The sequence below is a fragment of the Pseudodesulfovibrio sp. genome (assembly GCF_028692895.1).
In the GTDB taxonomy this organism is placed as follows: domain Bacteria; phylum Desulfobacterota; class Desulfovibrionia; order Desulfovibrionales; family Desulfovibrionaceae; genus Pseudodesulfovibrio.
This window is the reverse complement of record NZ_JAQUWN010000040.1, coordinates 1-17,338: the sequence shown is the minus strand read 5'-3', so window position 1 is coordinate 17,338 and position 17,338 is coordinate 1. Positions and strand designations below refer to the sequence as shown.

Below are 17,338 nucleotides of genomic sequence, written 5' to 3'. Positions count from 1 at the left end.
ATGAATTGGGATTGGGACAAGTTACAAAAACAGCAACAGGGGCGCTCCGGCGGCAGGCCGCCGAGCTTCGACGATTTCCAGGAGCAGTTCGACAAGTTCAAACGCTTCAAGCTGCCGGGCTGGAAACTCATCATACCCATCATCCTTCTCCTCTGGATCGCCAGCGGGTTCTACATCGTGGAGCCCGACGAGGTCGGCGTGGTCCAGCGCTTCGGCGCGTTCGACCGCATCACCACGGCGGGGCCGAATTACCACATTCCGTACCCGGTGGAAAGCGTCGTCACCCCCAAGGTGACGCAGATCCGCCGTCTGGAGTTCGGATTCCGGTCGCCCGGACGCGGTTTCGGCCAGGACTTCCAGCAGGGCGTGAGCCGCGAGGTGCCGGAAGAGGCGCTGATGCTCACCGGCGACGAGAACATCGTCTCGGTCCAGTTCATCGTGCAATGGATGATCAAGGACGCCAAGGACTATTTGTTCAACGTCTACGACCCCGTCAAGACCATCGTCCACGCGGGCGAGGCGGCCATGCGCGAAGTCATCGGCAACGGCAAGATCGACGACGCCCTGACCACCGGCAAGCAGGAAATCCAGGTCCAGACCCGCGACCTGATGCAGAAGATCCTGGATTCGTACCAGACCGGCGTGTCCATCGTGGCCGTGCAGATGCAGAACGTGCATCCGCCGGAGCAGGTGGTCGAGGCCTTCAAGGACGTGGCCAGCGCGCGCGAGGACAAGAGCCGGTTCATCAACGAGGCCGAGGCCTACCAGCGCGACATCCTGCCCAAGGCTCGCGGCGAGGCCGCCCGGATCATCAACGAGGCCCAGGCTTACAAGGAGGCCAAGATCCGCCGCTCCCAGGGCGACGCCGCCAAGTTCCTGTCCGTGCTCAAGGAATACGACAAGGCCAAGGACATCACCCGCCAGCGCCTCTACCTGGAGTCCATGGAGGCCATCCTCTCCAACCCCGAGGCGGAGAAGCTGATCCTTTCCGGGGACGCCATCAAGAAGGCCGTGCCCTACCTGCCGCTGGGCCAACTGCCCCCGGCCGGACGCCCCGCGCAACCCGAACAACCCGCCAAGAAGCAGTAGGGGGAGGACGACATGAACAAAAAAACCGTCTCGCTCATGCTGCTGGTCATCGTGGCCGCAGTGGCGGCCACCCAGTCCGCCTTCACCGTGGACCAGACCGAACGGGCCATCGTCATCCAGCTAGGCCGCCCGGTGGGCGAAAACGCCCTGGGACCCGGCCTGCACTTCAAGCTGCCCGTGATCCAGACCGTGGTCTTCTTCGACGCGCGGACCCTGGACTTCGACGCCAAGCCCGAGGAAATCACCACCACGGACAAGAAATACATGAACGTGGATTCCTTCTCCAAGTGGCGCATCGTGGACCCGCTGACCTTCTACACCAAGGTGCGCACCATCCAGGGCGCCCAGGCCCGGCTGGACGACATCGTCCGCTCCCAGTTGCGCGTGGCGCTCGGCCGCTACACCCTCATCGAGGTGGTATCGCACAAACGCCAGGAGATCATGGACGCGGTGACCACCCGCTCGCGCGAACTGCTCAAGCCCTACGGCATCGAGATCATGGACGTGCGCATCAAACGCACCGACCTGCCCGCCGAGAACGCCCGGGCCATCTTCGGCCGCATGAAGGCCGAACGCGAGCGCCAGGCCAAGCAATACCGCTCCGAAGGCCGCGAGGCCTCGGCCCGGATCATCGCCGCGGCGGACAAGGACCGGACCATCATCCTGGCCGACGCGGACAAGCAGTCGGCCATCGTGCGCGGCGAGGGCGACGCCCAGGCCACCAAGATCTACGCCGACGCCCTGAGCCAGTCTCCGGACTTCTACACCTTCACCCGAAGCCTGGACGCCTACAAAAAGGGCTTCGAACAGAACTCGCGCTTCATCCTGACCCCCGAAAGCCCCTTCCTGAAATATATGCAATAACCAGAATCCCTGGGTTTTTTCCGTGGCCCGTCCATTCGGACGGGCCACGGAACCTATTGTTCCCTCTGGGAAAATGTCCATTCCAACATATCGGGAAAATATCCCGAGCGAGAATTTTTTTTCTCCTACCCCTGCACAAACGCCTTATTCAGCCTACATAAAGATGGCAGGAGTTCCGCCTATCTTGTGCAAATTTGAAGATCACCATTGACGAATGGATATAATTCCTGTCATCTCTCGATCAAACAATGCCCAATACTATGAGGAAGGGATTTTATGCCTAAGAAGAAAAGAAAATGTGATGAAGCCCAGCTCAAATGGTTCGAGGACGCCATGGAGCGGATCAAGAAGGCCACCGGCGCGCGCACCCAGGTGCAACTGGCCGAGGTTCTGGACGTTCGTCAGTCCAGCATCTCCGACGCCAAGCGCCGCTGCTCGATCCCGGCGGACTGGTTCCTGAAGCTCTACCGCAGCCACGGGCTCGACCCCGACTGGCTGGCCGAGGGCGTAGAGCCGGTCTACATCAACGCCGAGAAGGCCAAGATCCCGGCCGACACTCTGCTGCGCGAGGCCCCGGCCCCCTATGGCCGCCTCAATTCGCGCGGGCGCGTTGTTCCCGTCTCGACCATGGCGGGCGCGGACAAGGACGCCGAAGCCTGGGAGCCCAAGCCCATGGAGGAAATCTCCATGCCCGAGTCCTTCTGCCGCCCCAGGCTCCAGGTGGTCAAGGTCGACTCCGCCAGCATGGAGCCGGTCATCGCAAAGGGCGCCTTCGTCGGCATCGACTGCGAGCGCCGGGACCATCCCGACGGCGACCTGTGCGCCGTCCACTTCCCCCACCAGGGGCTGACCATCCGCCGCGTCTACATGCAGGGAGACACCTTCCTGCTCAAGGCCGAGAACGAGAAGTACTCCGACCTGACCATCCCCGCCTCCGAAATGGACGAGCGGACCGTGGGCCGGGTCATCTGGGTGCTGCAGAACCTCGCCGCCCTCTAGGCCGCACCAGCGCCGTCATCCGGGGCCGGACGGGAACATCCCGTCCGGCCCCGTCTGTTTTCCCGTTTCCGCCCCGCCAAGACGCCGCGATAGTTGTGCACGGCCCTTGACTCGCAACCGCCCGGCACCTAGTCTCCGGCCATGAACACCAAGCAAGACGCACCCTCGGCCCAGGCCAGGCCCGTGACCGCTCCGGACATCCGCGAGCGCAAGAACGGCGAGAAAATCTGCTGCCTCACCGCCTACGACTACCCGTCCGGGCTCATCGCCGACCGCGCGGGCGTGGACGTCGTCCTGGTGGGCGACTCCCTGTCCATGGTCGTGCTCGGCCGCGAGGACACCCTCTCCGTGACCGTGGACGAGATGGTCCACCACACCCGGGCCGCGGCGCGCGGGGTCAAACGCGCCCTGCTGGTGGCGGACATGCCCTTCATGTCCTACGCCACCGTGGACCGCGCCCTCGCCACCGCCGCCCGGCTCATGGGCGAGGGCGGGGCCAGGGCGGTCAAGCTGGAGGGCGGGCTGCCCGTTGTGCCCCAGATCGAGGCCCTGGTCGCCGCCGGAGCGCCGGTCATGGCCCACGTGGGCCTCACCCCGCAGCACGTGGCCAAGTTCGGCGGCTTCAAGGCCCAGGGCCGCTCCGCCGACGCGGCCAAGGCGCTCATCGAGGACGCCCAGGCCGTGGAGGCCGCCGGGGCCTTCAGCGTGGTCATCGAGGCCGTCCCCGTGGAGGTGGCCCAACTCATCACCGACGCCGTGGACATCCCGACCATCGGCATCGGCGCGGGCAACGTCACCGACGGCCAGATCCTGGTCTTCCACGACGTGCTCGGGCTCTTCGACCGCTTCACCCCCAAGTTCGTGCGCCGCTACGCCGAGCTGGGCGAGGCCTCGACCGACGCCATCGTCCGCTACCGCGACGACGTCCGCCGCACCCTTTTCCCGGCGGACAAGAACACCTTCTTCATGCCCGAGGACCAGGTAGACCAGGTGCGCAAGATCAAGATCAAAAAGAAAAAATAAATGGTCGACCTGTCCTGGCACGCGCTCTGGACCGGCCTGGTCTGGCCGCTCCTGCGCCTGACCTTCTTCATCTCCGTCGGCCTGTTCGTGGGCGACCTCATCGAGTCGCTGCAATGGACCCGGCACGCGGCGAAACTGGCCGCGCCCCTGGCCCGCCGCGCCCGCCTGGGAGACATCTCGGCCGCCAGCTTCACCATGGCCTTCTTCTCCGGCGTGTCGGCCAACACCATGCTCGCCCAGGCCCATGAAAACGGCACCGTCTCCGACCGCGAGCTGCTCCTCTCCAACCTGTTCAACTCCCTGCCCACCTACTTCCTCCACCTGCCGACCCTCTTCTTCATCGCCGCGCCGTTCATCGGCCGGGCCGCGGGCGTATACGTGGCCCTCACGGCCACGGCCGCCCTGCTGCGCACCCTGCTCATCACCCTGACGGGCCGCTGGCTGCTGCCGCCCGTCAAGGAGGGGTGCCTGCCCTGTCGGCTCGATGAAATGGAAAGGAACCGGCCGAAGGCGTCGGCCCTGGCCAAGACCTGGAAGCGGTTCCGCAAGCGGCTGCCCAAGATCGTCACCATCACCGCGCCCATCTACACGCTCTTCTACGTGCTCCGCCAGGCGGGGCTGTTCCAGTGGCTGGAGGGGGCCATGGCCGGGCACGTGGGGCTCTTCTCCTTCCTGCCGCCCGAGGCCCTGGGCATCGTGGCCTTCCACATGGCGGCGGAGTTCACGGCCGGACTGGCCGCCGCGGGCGCGCTCATCGCCAGCGCCCAGCTCACCGACGTCCAGGTGGTCCTGGCCCTGCTGCTGGGCAACATCCTGTCCTCGCCCATGCGCGCCTTCCGCCACCAGTTCCCCTACTACGCGGGCATCTTCAAGCCGCGCATGGCCCTCAAGCTGATCCTGTGCAACCAGCTCCTGCGCGTCGCCACCATCGCTCTGGTCGGCGCGGTCTACGCGGCCTTCGCCTGACGCGGGCGCCGGCCCCTTTTTCAGGGTTTGCCGGGCCCCCGGCCCTTCCCACGCAGCCAGAAATCCCGCAGTGCGAACTTGTAGGAAATCCTTTCAGGTTGCCTCCGCAACAAGCCCGCTCCGCCTTGACCGGCCCCGCCCCCTTGGCTACCCTTTTTCCTCGGCGGGAACCGCTCTTCCGGGGGCCGTCAGACACCCCCCTTCCCTCCGACGCGCCCGCACGCACGCCATTCGCGCCCGGCCACGCACCGGGAAACGCGCTTCCCCACTCGTTCGTCACCCGAAACAAGGAGTCAGCAATGCCTCGACATACCCCCGATACCCTCAATGGAGCCGAAACCCTGGTCGCCACCCTGGTCCAAAGCGGCGTCGAAGTCTGCTTCGCCAACCCCGGCACCTCGGAAATGCACTTCGTCAGCGCGCTGGACCGCATCCCCGGCATGCGCCCCGTCCTCTGCCTCTTCGAAGGCGTCTGCTCCGGCGCGGCCGACGGCTACGCCCGCATGACCGGCAAGCCCGCCTGCACCCTGCTCCACCTCGGCCCCGGCTTCGCCAACAGCATGGCCAACCTGCACAACGCCCGCAAATCCCAGTCCCCCGTGGTCAACATCGTCGGCGACCACGCCACCGCCCACGAGCGGTACGACGCCCCCCTCACCTCCAACATCATGGGCATCACCGAATCCATCTCCCACTGGGTCCGACGGCCCCGCAGCCCGCGCACCGTGGCCACCGACGCCGCCCTCGCCGTCCAGGCCGCGCGCATGGCCCCGGGACAGGTCGCAACCCTCGTCCTGCCCGCCGACACCGCCTGGCTCCCGGCCGAGCGCCCCGCCCCCGCCCTGCCCGCGCTCCCGCCCTCCCCCGTGGCCCCGGACGCCATTATCGCCGCCGCCCAAGCCCTCGAAAGCGGCAAGAAAACCGCCATCCTCATGCGCGGCGCCGCCCTCCACGGCCCCGGCCTCCACGCCGCCGGGCGCATCGCCGCCCAGACCGGCGCGACCCTCTTCTGCGACACCTTCACCCAGCGCCTGCGCTCCGGCGCAGGCTCCCCGGCCGTGGAACGCCTCCCCTACCGGGGCAAGGACGTCCTCGCCCGCCTCGACCGGTTCGAACAACTCCTCCTCGTGGGCGCGGAACCCCCCGTCTCCTTCTTCGCCTACCCAGGACAGGAAAGCTGGCTCACCCCGCCACACTGCGCCATCCTCACCCTCGCCCACCCCAGCGAAGACGGCGACGCCGCCCTCGACGCCCTGGCCGACGCCCTCTCCGCACCCGCCCAGGGCTCTCCCGCTCCCCTCGCCCCGCCCGAGCTGCCGCCGAGCGGCCTCCTCACCGCCGAAGCCGTCATGCGCACCGTGGCCGCCCTCCTGCCCGACGAGGCCATCCTCACCGACGAGGGCATCACCTCCGCCCTGCCCTACGCAAACCTCCTCGCCACCGCCGCCCCGCACGACTACCTGCCTCTCACCGGCGGCTCCATCGGCGACATCCTCCCGGTCAGCACCGGAGCGGCCGTGGCCGCGCCCGACCGCAAGACCGTCTGCCTCGAAGGCGACGGCAGCGCCATGTACACCCTCCAGGCCCTCTGGACCCAGGCGCGCGAGAACCTCGACGTCGTCACCATCATCTACGCCAACCGCTCCTACGCCGTGCTCAACCAGGAACTCCGCCTCGTCCAGGCCCAGTCCGGCGGGCAAAACGCCCTCTCCCTCCTCGACCTGCACAACCCGTCCATCGATTGGGTCAAACTCGCCCAAGGCTTGGGCGTCGAAGCCGCCAGCGTCAGCACCACCACCGCCTTCGCCGACGCCCTGACCTCGGCGCTGCGCCAGAAAGGACCGCGACTCATCGAAGCCGTCATTTAGCGAGAGGGGGCCGAAAGGCCCCCTTTTCCGTGGGGGGGGGACATGGGAAGGAGAACGCCTCCGGCGGCCACCGGATTCGCCGCTTTCGCGGGGGCGTAGTACGGCGGGACGGCTCATGCGCGGGCGCGGGCCGCCCGCCGCCCCCCGGCACGGCCGGGGGGCGGAGAATGAAAGCGGGCAAGGCCTCACATCGAGAAGCCTGCCAAGATGCTCCCTTTGCCCCGCCGTCCCTTTGCGACCGTGGCGCAGGGGGACGTCAACGCAGGGCCGGGCCCTCGGGGGGCCCCGCGCTGGCGGGGCGGCCTTGTCGGCCTAGAATCGTTCAAGGTCTCCCTCGCCCCTATCGAGATCGATCTCTGCGGCCGTCCTCTTGGAAGCGGTTTGCGGGAGCGGATGTGGAGTGCCCCCGATGGCCCGCACCAGCGCCGGAGCCGAGCCGGTATTGCCGACCTTGAAAAAACTCATGGTCTGCATGAGCTGTTCGGACTGGCTGGCCAGTTCTTCGGATGTCGAGGACATTTCCTCGGAGGCGGATGCGTTCTGCTGGACCACGGAATCAAGTTGCTGCATGGCCTTGGCGATTTGGTCCGCACCGGCGTCCTGCTCCGCGCTCGCAACGGAAATCGCCTTGACCAATTCCGCTGTTTTCCGGATATCCGGCAGAATCCGGCCAAGGAGCGTTCCGGCGCGCTCGGCGACTTCGACGCTATCCAGGGAAAGGCTGCCGATTTCGCTTGCGGCCTCGCCGGACTTCTCGGCGAGCTTGCGGACTTCCGCGGCCACGACGGCGAAGCCTTTGCCGTGTTCTCCGGCCCGTGCCGCCTCAATGGCCGCGTTGAGGGCGAGCAGGTTGGTCTGCCGTGCAATCTCTTCGATGATCGAGATTTTTTCGGCGATGTTGTTCATCGCGGCTACGGTCCGGCGTACGGCATCTCCGCCTTCCTCTGCTTCATCCGCCGCCTTGGAGGCGATCCGCTCGGTTTCCCGGGCATTTTGGGAGTTCTGGCGGATTGAGGCGGCCATCTGTTCAACCGAGGCGCTTATCTCCTCCACCGAGGCGGCCTGTTCCGTGGCTCCCTGGGAGATGGATTCGGACGTGGCCGACAGCTCCTCGCTGCCCGAGGCGACGTTTTCTGAACCGGAACGGACGTCGGAGATCACGGCGGTGAGCTGCTGCGCCATGTTCTTCATCGCCGCATACACGCCGGCCGCCCCCCCCTTGCCCTCCTCGAATCTCAGGTTGAGGTCGCCCCCCGCCATTTTGTGGGCGATGCCGGCGATGACCTCGGGTTCGTTGCCCAGCGTCCTGAGCAGACGGATGGAAACGATGAGCGCGATGGCCACGACTCCGGCCACCATGACCAGGGCGACGCCTCCGATGTACCAGAGCAGGGCGTTGACCGGAGCCCGGACTTCGGCTTCATCGATCTCCGCGAGCAGGCCCCAGGTGGTGCCGTAGACGGAGATGGGACTGTACGCGGACAGAACCGGATTGCCGTTGTAGTCGATGATGATCTTGGCGTCGGTCTTGCCGGCCAGGGCCTCGCGGGCGGCCTCGGTGTCCACGCCGTTCTTCTCCACGGAGCCCGCGAACGACGCCGCCACGGAGTGCCCTTCGGGATCGAGGTAGGAGTCGGAACGCATGCGCAGATTCGGGCCGACCAGGTAGGTCTCGCCCGTTTCGCCCATGCCCTCCCGTTCCTGCATGATGGCGTTGATCGCCTCCAGGGAAAGCTGGAGGGCGACCACGACCTCGGTCCTGCCGCCGTTCATCACGGGCTGGGCGATGAACGCCGCCGGAGCGTCCTTGCTCGGCGCGTAGGGCGCGAAGTCGGCGAATCCGAACTTCTTGGTGGAAAGCACCTCGCGGATTACATCGCCGAGTCCGGAATCCTTGTACTTTCCGCTGACGATGTTGGTACGGTAGTCCGGCTCCTTGAAGGCGGAATAAAAGATGAACCCATCGGGGTCGATCAGGAACAGGTCGTAATAGCCGTACATTTCCTGATACTTCTTGAAGAACTCGTTGCCGTCGCCATCCTTGGGGGCGAAAGCCTCGGCCACGTCGATCTCGGCCAGGATGGCCCAGTTCAGGCCGCCGACCGAGATCGGCGCATACGCGGACAGGACCGGATTGCCGTTGTAGTCGACGATGATCCGGGTGTCGGTTGCGCCTCCCAGCGCCTCGCGCACGGCTTCGGTGTCGGCCTTGCCTTTTGTGGGATCGGCGAAGGAGGCCTTGACCGTGTGGTGTGTGGAGTCGAGGAAGGAGTCGGAGCGCATGAGCCGATCCGGCCCGACAAGATAGGTCTCGCCGGTTTCGCCCAGGCCGGTGCGTTCGGTCATGATTTTGTTGATGGCGTCAAGGGAGAGCTGAAGCGCCACCACGCCGACGGTTCGGCCTCCGATCTTTATGGGTGCGCCGATGAAAGAGGCGGGCTCGCCGTTGCTGGGCGCATACGGCGCAAAGTCCACCATGGCGGGCGCGTCGGTCTCAACGACCTTCTTCCAGAGCTTGCCCAGCCCGGAGTCCCTGAGCTCTCCGTAGCGCAGGTTTTCACCCAGGTCCGACTCCCTGGCCGCCGTGTACATGACATGGCCGTGGTCTTTGCAGATGATGAACATGTCATAGTATCCGCAGGTCTTCACATATTCGTTGAGATATCCGGAATTGTCGCGCCATAACGCCTTGTAGTCGGGAGTGGAGACATCGTAGCCGCCGCTGTCGGTGACGCCGCTGTCTTCGTGATACTGCTTCAATACCCGGTACATCCGGGCCACGTCCGCGCTGCGGGCCAGCGCCTCGAGATCGCCGAACCGTTCCAAAAAGTAGCCTTCGATCTGATTTTTTTTGATGGTCCGGATGGCGTCGAGCTTCCTGATGGCCTCCTCCCGAATGGTGGAGACCGTCTCCACCAGCACCCCCATGTCGCCCCGCCTTTCGGCAAAGAACGTATCGATCTGGCGCTTCTTGACGCTACGCATGGAGACAAGCTGATTGTATGACGAGTCCAGCAGGGCGTCGTCCGACAACGTGGACGACAACACGCCGACAACAATGACCGGGATCATGCCTGCCGCAAGGAAAAGACAGATCATCCTGTTCTTCAGTCCCATGTAAATTCCCCCACAAAGAATTTAATTCAACACCAACGCTAAAAACGCCCTATGCCCCTGGTAAACATTTCCGTCTCTGATACTTGCAAATGTTTTGCTGGAGATATTATAAATCATATTCCCCTCCATTAGATGCTAAAATCAATTTGGGAACGCCTGACAACGGCGTTTGACAAGCATCGTGTAACTTGGAAGAAAGATTGTCTGGCATGGTCGTTTAAAGTGGAATATTGCTTGGCTTAATAAAAATACTTTATAAGCTTGGTGTTGTGTCTTCCGGGGTGTCTTCCGCTGGATGCTATTGTGAGAAGCGGGCTCTTTTTTCGAGCCGTCAACGGTGTTTTCAAGGTGGACGGTTTAACGTGCCGCGCCGCCGGACGAGCTCCCCGCGTTCCCGCCAACCCTCTCGCCGTCGCCCGCGATGGCGACCACGCGCAAAGCCGAGGAGGCAAGCCCGACCGGCCGAAGCCGGCCGCCCCAAGGGCCTGGCCTTGCCATCTCGACCGCTTGCGGGGGGGCCGGCGGAAGGGCGAAAATCGTGTCCGGGGCTTGCGCGGCGGTCTGGCGGCACTGTCGGCGGGCATGGCCGCCGGAGAAACCGGTCATCAAAAGGGGGTAAAATCGCGTTCAGGCGCGAGCACAACCGCTGCCTTGCCGCCCAGTCCCAAGCGGCGCGCTTTCAGATCCCAAGGCCGGGCTGGGACACGGCGCCACCGCCGGGCAAACGACAGGCGTCCTACCCTGCCGTTGTCGAAACTCCCCCGTGGCCACGCATTGCGCACAGGACGAACGAACCCTCGGCGACACCCCCTCTTACGTTGATTCTCAGTTTTTTTTCTTCCGTGTGTAACGGGAATTGATTTTTCTTGTGTCAATTGCCGCGTGGCGCGCAAGCGCCATGGGCGGGTCTTCAGGCGGGACTGACAGGTCCGCCCCCTGACGACAGTCCTTCCCGCATGTCGGCTTGGGGGAGGGCCGATGGCCTCCGCCAGGGAACAAACGGGCAGGGCGGGTCATCGCGCGCGATGAACGCGCCGCTTCCTGCGGCCCGGCCGCCCGTCCGGCCGGTCCCGCTAGCGCAGGACGGCGTCGCCGAGGGTGCCCTTGAGCTCGTAGGGGATGGAGCGTTGTCCGATGGTCATGTCGCCTTTGAGGGCGAAGGTGGTGTGGTAGAAGTTGGCGGGGTCGACGAGTCCGGCGCCGGTGGCTTTGATGGTGAGGGGCTGGCGGATGGAGAAGTCGCGCACGTCGAGGTTGCGGTCATGGATTTCGGCGGTGAAGGCGAGGTCTTCGATGGCCTTGCCGTCGGGCAGGAGGAGTTGTTGGGAGCGGAGGTCGAGCCAGCCTTTTTGGGGCAGTGTCGCGCCGCCGGGGAGGAAGAAGTTGCCTGCGACGCGCAGGTCGCCTTTGAAGTCCGCGCCGCCGAGCAGGGAGGTGAGGTTGAGGTCGCCTTCGAAGGCGAAGACGCCGTTGCGGTGCAGCTCCAGTTCGCATTGCGCGCCGCCGGTATCGAGCCGGACGTGCGCCAGGGGGGAGAAGCCGACGGAGACGTAGGCGTGCCGGAAGGCGAGGCTCCCGGGGGTGTCGGCCACGGTGATCTTGAAGCCGTTGATGCGGAAGCCCAGGGGGCCGTCGCGGTCGATGGAGTCCCAGCGCAGGCCGAACATGGGATGGGATTCATCGAGGGAGGTCAGGGCGTGGGCCCAGATTTTTCCCCAGGGGGTGAACAGGGCCGCCCCGAGCAGAAAGCCGAAGGCGACGAGAAAGAAGCGGGCCAGGATGCGTCCGGGCAGGGAGGAGGGTTTGGCGTGGCGCGATCTCACGGGCGGACGCCTCATCGGGCCATGACCAGGCGCAGGTCGGCCAGGCGCGGGTCGTCGGGGTTTCTGGTCAGGGTCAGTTCCGGCGTCTGGAGGCTGGCCCGTTCGCGCAGGGCGTCCAGGAAGTCGGCCAGCTTGGCCAGGGAGAGGCCGGTGAAGGCGGCTTCGATGGCCGGGGTGTCGTCCACGCTGGTGGACCTGAGCGAGGCCAGCCGGGGTTCGATGCCGAGGTCGTCGATGACGGTCCAGACGGCGTCTTCGACGCCGAGGTGGGCGAGGTTGCCCTTTTGGGCGCGCAGGGCGGTGATTTCCTGGACCAGCGGCAGGACGCGGGCGTACTGGGTTTTGGCCTGGGCGATATCCTGGTCGACCACGCCGGAAAGCAGTTTGAGGCCGATGAAGAGGGCGAGCGAGAGGGCTGTGATGCCGACCAGGGTCAGCTTGAAGAAGCGGCGCTGGGCGGCTTCGGGCCAGGCGGACCAGAAGTGTTTGCGTACCGGGCGGCTCATTGGGGCTCCACGATGAGGCTGAAGAGGATGCCGCCGAAGACTTCCTCGCGTTTTTCGAGGGTGAAGAGGTAGTGGTCGTCGTCGGTGAGGCGGTTCAGGTAATCGTCGAACCGGGCGGTGTTGGGTCCGAAGAAGCCGCTGACGCGCCCGTGCATGCCGGTGAGGGCGAGGCTTTCCACGCGCAGGTTTTCCCCGGCCGGGCCGCTCAGAGCGGCCAGCACGCGCAAGGGGTCCAGGCCGATGCGCAGGGTGGCGGCCAGCTTCCCGTGTTCGAACTGGAGGCGGCCGAACGGTTCGGAGCCGATGTCCTGTCCGAGGACCGAAACGTAGAGGGCGCGGGTCTGGTTGCGGATTTCGTCCAGTTGGGCGCGGTTGAAGTGATAGCGCAGGGCTTGTCCGGCCAGGAACAGGGCGCAGAGGATGACCACCCAGACCAGGTTGCTGAGGAAGCGTCGGGACGCCTTGCCGGGATCGTATCGTTGTTCGCGGGTTGTCGCCATGTGGACCTCGGGTCCTGACTACGCGAAACCCCGGCGGGAGTCCAGAATCCGGGGCGTTTGGATCAGGCCCCGGCCAGGGCGTCCAGGAGCCGTTTCAGCTCGTCGAAGTCCACGGGCTTGGCCAGGTAGTCATCCATGCCCGCGTCGAGGAACCGTTCGCGGTCGCCCGCCATGGCGTGGGCGGTGAGGGCCACCACGGGCACGGCGGCGCGGTCGCCGAAACGGTCCGGGTCGCGCAGTTGGCGCACGGCCTCCAAGCCGTCCATCTCCGGCATCTGGATATCCATGAAGACCACGTCCGGCGACTGTTCGGCGAAGGTTTCCAGGGCCTCGCGCCCGCTGCCGACGGTAAAGACCGTGGCCCCGAGTTTTTCCAGCATACGGCTGATGCTCAGGCGGCTGACCCGGTCGTCCTCGGCCACCAGGGCCCGCAGCGGCCCGCGCCGGTGCAGCGGCTGGAGCGGCGTGGGCCGCGGCGCTTCCGCGGGCGCTTCGGGGTCGTTGCGGATGAGCGGCAGGGAGACGTAGACCGTGGTCCCGACGCCTATCTGGCTTTCCAGGGCCACGGAGCCGCCGAGGAGCGCCACCAGGCGTTTGACGATGGAGAGCCCGAGCCCGGCCCCCTGGTGGGCCCGGGTATGCGAGTAGTCCGCCTGGGTGAAGGCGTCGAAAATTGTGTCCAGCTTGTCCTCGGGGATGCCCACCCCGGTGTCGGCCACGGTGAAAAGCACGAACTGACCGCCCCGCAGCGAATCGGCGGTGACGGTCACTCTCCCCTGGTCGGTGAATTTCAGGGCGTTGCCCACCAGGTTGAAGAGCACCTGGCGGATGCGCGACTCGTCGCCAACCACGGTGTCGGGCAGCCCCTGGTCCGGATGCAGCTCCAGCCGGATGCCCGCACTGTCGGCCTGGACGCGGAAGAGCTCCTCGATGGAGCGGAACAGAGTGTCTATGGAGAAGCGGACCGGCATGATGACGAGCTTGCCCGACTCGATGCGGGACAGGTCCAGGATGTCGCTCAGGAGCCCGGTGAGACGGCGGCAGGAACGGGTGGCCATCTCCGTGTACTTGGCCTGTTCTCCGTCCTGGGGGGTGAAGGCGAGGAGCTGGAGCATCCCCATGATGCCGTTGAGGGGGGTGCGGATTTCGTGGCTCATGTTGGCCAGGAACTCGCTCTTGGCCAGGTTGGCCGCCTCGGCCGCGTCCTTGGCCCGGCGCAGGTCGTCCATGATCTGGGCGCGGTACAGGGCCATGGCGTAGAGCTGGGCCAGGGGTTCCACGGCCTCGATGTCCCGCTGCGAATAGGGCCGGGCGCTGTTGGCCACGGCGATCTGGCCGTAAATCTTGCCCATGTAGACGGCGGGCACGGTCAGGAACCGCTCGATGGCCATGTGGCCCTCGGGCACGCCCCGTGAGGCGGGGTGGTCGGCCGGGCCGTTGGCGAAGAAGGGTTCCGCCACGTTGAGGCAGTGGCCGTGCAGCCCCGAGTAGCCGCCCTCGCCGCAGGGAAAGGACGCTTGCACGCCCTCCCGGCAGAGCGGGCTTTGCGGCGAAGAGGAGAGGGCCTGACCCACGTTCTCCCCGGTCTCAGGGTCGATGGACGAGACGAATCCCACCTCGCTGGCGGTGATGCGCAGGGCGTGCTGGTGGATGGTCCGGGAGATGTCCGGGATGGTCGCGCCCGGCCGCGTCAGCACCCTGGCCACCTCGGCCGAGGCCGCGTTGACGTCGGACTGGAAGGCCAGGGCGTCGTCCGCCGCCTTCCGCGGGGAGAAGTCCTCCAGGGTGGCGATGACCGCGGTGGGCGACTTGCCGGGATTGACCGGGTTGTACACCAGGCGCAGGTAGGCGGTCGTCCCGCCGGTAACGGAGGTGTAGTAGTCCTCGTAGACGCTCCGGTCGCCCGCCAGGGCGCGCTGCATGACCTCCCGCATCTTGGGCGAGGTCAGGGGGAGCGGGTTGAACCCCTTGAGCCGCTCCCGGGTGGTGCCCATGAGCTTGGCGAATCTCTCGTTGCAGTCCAGGATCTCCCCCTGCTCGGAGAATCGGGCCATGCCCAGCGGCGAGTTCTCGAAGATGACCCGGTAGCGGTGCTCGCTCTCGCGCAGCACGGCCTCGGTCCGGCGCATGCGGGTGATGTCGCGAAACACGCCCACCAGCACGTCGCGGCCGTTCAGCTCATACAGGCCGGTCTTGATCTGCATGATGCGCGTGTCGCCGTCCGCGTCCAGCATGGGCACGCTGTTCACCTGGTCCGGATTGCTCACGTGCCGACGGAAATCCTCGGTCATCCCCCTGTCGGGCGAGAGTCCCGGGGGATGCAGCCGGCTCTGGTGCATCCCGATCATCTCCTCCCGCCTGTAGCCGAAGAACTCCTCGGCCGCGCGGTTGCACTCCACGATGACGCCGGTCACGCAGTCGCCCACCAGCACGGGGTCCATGATGGCCGCATACAGGGCGCGATACTTGCCGTTGGTCTCCCGGAGCCGGGCCTCCACCTCCTTTTGCAGGGCCTCGGCCCGGTTGCGCGAGCGCTCGTGCTGGATGAGCAGGAACAGGGCGAAGCACAGGAACAGCTCGCCGGTCAGGCCCGCCATGACGTAGCGTCTGGCCATGCTCGACATGTGCCTGTTCATCTCTTCCTGGAAAAGGGCAAGGGGCACGGTCACGCCGATGCCGCCCCTGACCTCGCCCAGCCTGTAACCCTGGCTGGCGTGGCACTTGAGGCAGGGCTTCTCCGTGATGATGGCCCGCATGTAGCGCAGGGTCGGAACCCCGTTCACATCCGTCACCTCGTGGAACTCGTCGCCCTTCCCGGTGAAGGTCCTGAGCGCGGACGCTTCCCACTCGTCCGGACCGTTGCCCGGCCGAATGGGGCCGAGGCTGGTGATGTGGGTTGTTTGGCTGGCCTCGGGCGGCATGGTCTCGTTGATCATGCGCGCCATGTAGGCAGGGTTTATCAAGGTCAGCCGTTCCCCATCCGTGGTCATGACGTCCCGGTCGGGCACGTCCAGATAGGGGTTGGGCTCCACCTTGGCTACCCTGGCGTACAGCCCTCCCATCGACGACGCCCAACGCCGGGCGTTCAGGTCCCAGTTCCAGGCCGTCCTGGCCTCGATCAACGCATTCCTCTCGATGTCCCTCCAATGGTCCTCCTCCGCACTGAGGTACAGATAGAAGACAAACGTCCCCCACATCAGGGAGAAGGCTAACCAGAGAAAAATGTGTTTCCAAAAACGCAGCACTTCGCCCCCCATGGCCGGGATAGTTTCGATCGGGCCGGGCCCCGCTATTACATGGTTATGCGCAAGCGGTAAAATGATCGATTATTTTCTGCTTCCGGGCGGGCCCCCCGGTCCTTGCCCAAACAGGGGCGCTGCTGATAGACCTGCCGTGAGATGTGCGGAATCTGCGGCTTTCTCCTGCCCGGCTCGCGGGGCGATACCGACGGACTGGCCCCCCTGGCCCGGCGCATGGCCGACGCCCTGGCCCATCGCGGCCCGGACGACCACGGCGTCTACGCCGACCCGGACGCGGGCCTGGCCCTGGGCCACCGCCGCCTGGCCATCCTCGACCTCTCCCCGGCCGGGGCCCAGCCCATGCGCTCGCCCTCCGGCCGCTTCGTCCTCATCCACAACGGCGAAATCTACAACTTCAGCGAACTGCGCCGCGAACTCGACCAACAGGCCCCCTCCCGCGCCTGGCGCTCGGACTCCGATACCGAGGTCATGCTCGCCGCCTTCGAAACCTGGGGCGTCGAACCCGCCCTGGCCCGCTTCACCGGCATGTTCGCCTGCGCCCTCTGGGATACCCGCGAACACGTCCTGCACCTCGCGCGCGACCGCATGGGCGAAAAACCCCTCTACTACGCCCGCACCGGCCAGGGGCTCCTCTTCGGCTCCGAACTCAAGGCCCTGCGCGCCCACCCAGCCTTCGCCCCAGAGCTCGACCGCGAAAGCCTCGCCCTCTACCTGCGCTACCAGTACGTGCCCGAGCCGCGCTCCATCTATCGCGACACCTTCAAGCTCGCGCCCGGGCACCTGCTCACCGTCCGGGCCGACGCGCCCCGCGACCTGCGCCCCCGCCCCTGGTGGTCCCTGCGCGACGCCGTGGCCAAGGCCCAGGCCAACCCCTTCACCGGCTCGGCAACCGAAGCCGCCGACCAACTGGAAACTCTCCTCGGCGACGCCGTGGCCCGACAGATGGTCGCCGACGTCCCCCTCGGCTCCCTCCTCTCCGGCGGCGTGGACTCGTCGCTCATCACCGCCCTCATGCAGGCCCGCTCCACCCGGCCCGTCCGCACCTTCACCATCGGCTTCTCCAACGCCGACTACGACGAATCCACCCACGCCGCCCGCGTGGCCGAACACCTGGGCACCGAACACACCACCCTCGTCGCCACCCCGGCCCACGCCCTCGACCTCGTCCGCCAACTGCCCGACATCTACGACGAGCCCTTCTCCGACGCCTCGCAACTGCCCACCCACCTGGTGGCCGCCCTGACCCGCCAACACGTCACCGTCTGCCTCACCGGCGACGGCGGCGACGAATCCTTCGGCGGCTACAACCGACACTTCTGGGCC

General features: G+C 66.1%; 11 protein-coding genes and 2 pseudogenes. 7 read left to right on the top strand and 6 right to left on the bottom strand.

Features of this window, described 5'->3' with window-relative positions; all coding sequences use genetic code 11:
• From hflK to PHP91_RS10870, 6 genes are all read left to right on the top strand, one after another.
• Positions 1-1,089 (top strand): FtsH protease activity modulator HflK, encoded by a 1,089-nt coding sequence (hflK, locus tag PHP91_RS10895; protein ID WP_300140439.1) that lies wholly within the window; start codon positions 1-3, stop codon positions 1,087-1,089.
• A 12-nt stretch (positions 1,090-1,101) separates the two neighbouring features.
• Positions 1,102-1,953, top strand: a complete 852-nt coding sequence (hflC, locus tag PHP91_RS10890; protein ID WP_300140437.1) for a protease modulator HflC — start codon at positions 1,102-1,104, stop codon at positions 1,951-1,953.
• A gap of 276 nt (positions 1,954-2,229) precedes the next feature.
• Entirely contained in the window at positions 2,230-2,952 is a 723-nt protein-coding gene (locus PHP91_RS10885) for a S24 family peptidase (RefSeq protein WP_300140435.1), read from the top strand.
• Between the two features lie 141 nt (positions 2,953-3,093).
• Positions 3,094-3,975, top strand: a complete 882-nt coding sequence (gene panB, locus PHP91_RS10880) for a 3-methyl-2-oxobutanoate hydroxymethyltransferase (RefSeq protein ID WP_300140434.1) — start codon at positions 3,094-3,096, stop codon at positions 3,973-3,975.
• On the top strand, positions 3,976-4,941 hold the full coding sequence (locus PHP91_RS10875; protein WP_300140433.1) for a hypothetical protein: 966 nt from the start codon (positions 3,976-3,978) through the stop codon (positions 4,939-4,941).
• Positions 4,942-5,240: 299 nt separating this feature from the next.
• The gene (locus tag PHP91_RS10870; protein ID WP_300140431.1) at positions 5,241-6,809 is read left to right on the top strand and encodes an acetolactate synthase large subunit; all 1,569 of its coding nucleotides are present in this window, start codon (positions 5,241-5,243) and stop codon (positions 6,807-6,809) included.
• Between the two features lie 312 nt (positions 6,810-7,121).
• Here PHP91_RS10870 and PHP91_RS10865 read toward each other — a convergent pair.
• The 6 genes and pseudogenes from PHP91_RS10865 to PHP91_RS10840 form a co-directional block, all read right to left on the bottom strand.
• A pseudogene (locus PHP91_RS10865) lies at positions 7,122-8,180 on the bottom strand (methyl-accepting chemotaxis protein); the annotation flags it as partial.
• A gap of 72 nt (positions 8,181-8,252) precedes the next feature.
• A pseudogene (locus tag PHP91_RS10860) lies at positions 8,253-9,737 on the bottom strand (cache domain-containing protein); the annotation flags it as partial.
• A 1,262-nt stretch (positions 9,738-10,999) separates the two neighbouring features.
• The gene (locus tag PHP91_RS10855; RefSeq protein ID WP_300140429.1) at positions 11,000-11,749 is read right to left on the bottom strand and encodes a hypothetical protein; all 750 of its coding nucleotides are present in this window, start codon (positions 11,747-11,749) and stop codon (positions 11,000-11,002) included.
• Positions 11,750-11,760: 11 nt separating this feature from the next.
• Positions 11,761-12,255 (bottom strand): hypothetical protein, encoded by a 495-nt coding sequence (locus tag PHP91_RS10850; protein WP_300140427.1) that lies wholly within the window; start codon positions 12,253-12,255, stop codon positions 11,761-11,763.
• A complete protein-coding gene (locus PHP91_RS10845) occupies positions 12,252-12,755 on the bottom strand; it encodes a hypothetical protein (RefSeq protein ID WP_300140425.1) in 504 nt (167 codons plus the stop codon). The genes PHP91_RS10850 and PHP91_RS10845 overlap by 4 nt, the downstream gene beginning before the upstream one ends.
• A gap of 62 nt (positions 12,756-12,817) precedes the next feature.
• The gene (locus PHP91_RS10840; protein WP_300140423.1) at positions 12,818-15,877 is read right to left on the bottom strand and encodes a PAS domain S-box protein; all 3,060 of its coding nucleotides are present in this window, start codon (positions 15,875-15,877) and stop codon (positions 12,818-12,820) included.
• A 276-nt stretch (positions 15,878-16,153) separates the two neighbouring features.
• On the opposite strand from PHP91_RS10840, the gene asnB reads away from it, so the two are divergent.
• Positions 16,154-17,338 (top strand): asparagine synthase (glutamine-hydrolyzing) (asnB, locus tag PHP91_RS10835; protein ID WP_300140421.1); only part of this gene is annotated, 1,185 nt, incomplete at its 3' end.